This window comes from Caballeronia sp. M23-90 (genome assembly GCF_053574605.1).
Window position 1 is genome coordinate 1 of record NZ_JBSIPA010000895.1, and the last position, 932, is coordinate 932.

The window sequence follows — 932 nt, forward strand, 5'->3', positions numbered from 1 at the left end:
TACGGCACCATGCTTGGCCTCGGGCGGCAACTGGCGCCGTACCGGACGCCTCTGATCGGCGTGAACCACGGTCGGCTCGGCTTCATCACGGACATTACGCTTGCCGAAATGCAGGAACTCGTTCCGCAAATGCTGGGAGGCAGTTTCGAGCGCGAAGAGCGGACCCTGCTCGAAGCGCGCATTGTCCGGGACGGCCAGCCGATCTACCACGCGCTGGCGTTCAACGACGTAGTGGTGAACAGAAGCGGCTTTTCGGGCATGGCGGAACTGCGTGTTTCCGTGGACGGGCGCTTCATGTACAACCAGCGCTCGGACGGACTGATCGTGGCGACGCCAACCGGGTCGACCGCTTACGCGCTGTCTTCTTCCGGACCCATTCTTCATCCGCAACTGGGGGGATTCGTGCTCGTACCCATTGCGCCGCATTCGCTGTCCAATCGGCCAATCGTGCTGCCGGACGACTCCCAGGTCGATATCCAGATCATCGGCGGGCGTGATGTGAACGTGAACTTCGACATGCAGTCATTCACTGCCGTCGAGCTGAACGACACAATCGAAGTGCGGCGTTCGCGGCATACCGTGCCGGTGTTGCATCCGGTGGGTTATAGCCATTACGCCACCCTGCGCAAGAAGCTGCACTGGAACGAATATCCTTCGCACGAAGACGTTTCGAAACTCTAAACACCCATGCTCCGTCATTTATCGATTCGGGACTTCGTCATTGTTTCTGCGCTCGACCTCGAGTTCGAGCGCGGCTTCACCGTGTTTTCGGGTGAAACCGGCGCGGGGAAATCGATTCTTATCGATGCCCTCGCACTTACGCTTGGCGCCCGCGCCGACGCGAGCATCGTGCGTACGGGTGAGGCACGCGCCGATATCACCGCGGAGTTTTCAACGCACGCGCAGGTCGTGCAGTGGCTCGACGAACATGC

General features: G+C 60.3%; 2 protein-coding genes. Both read left to right on the forward strand.

The window, feature by feature from the left end; all coding sequences use genetic code 11:
- Positions 1 to 681, forward strand: a 681-nt coding sequence (locus ACRXB1_RS36810; RefSeq protein ID WP_449494874.1) for an NAD kinase, incomplete at its 5' end; no start/stop codon positions are given.
- 6 nt (positions 682 to 687) lie between these two features.
- Positions 688 to 932: AAA family ATPase (locus tag ACRXB1_RS36815; protein ID WP_449494875.1), on the forward strand; the 245-nt coding region annotated here is incomplete at its 3' end.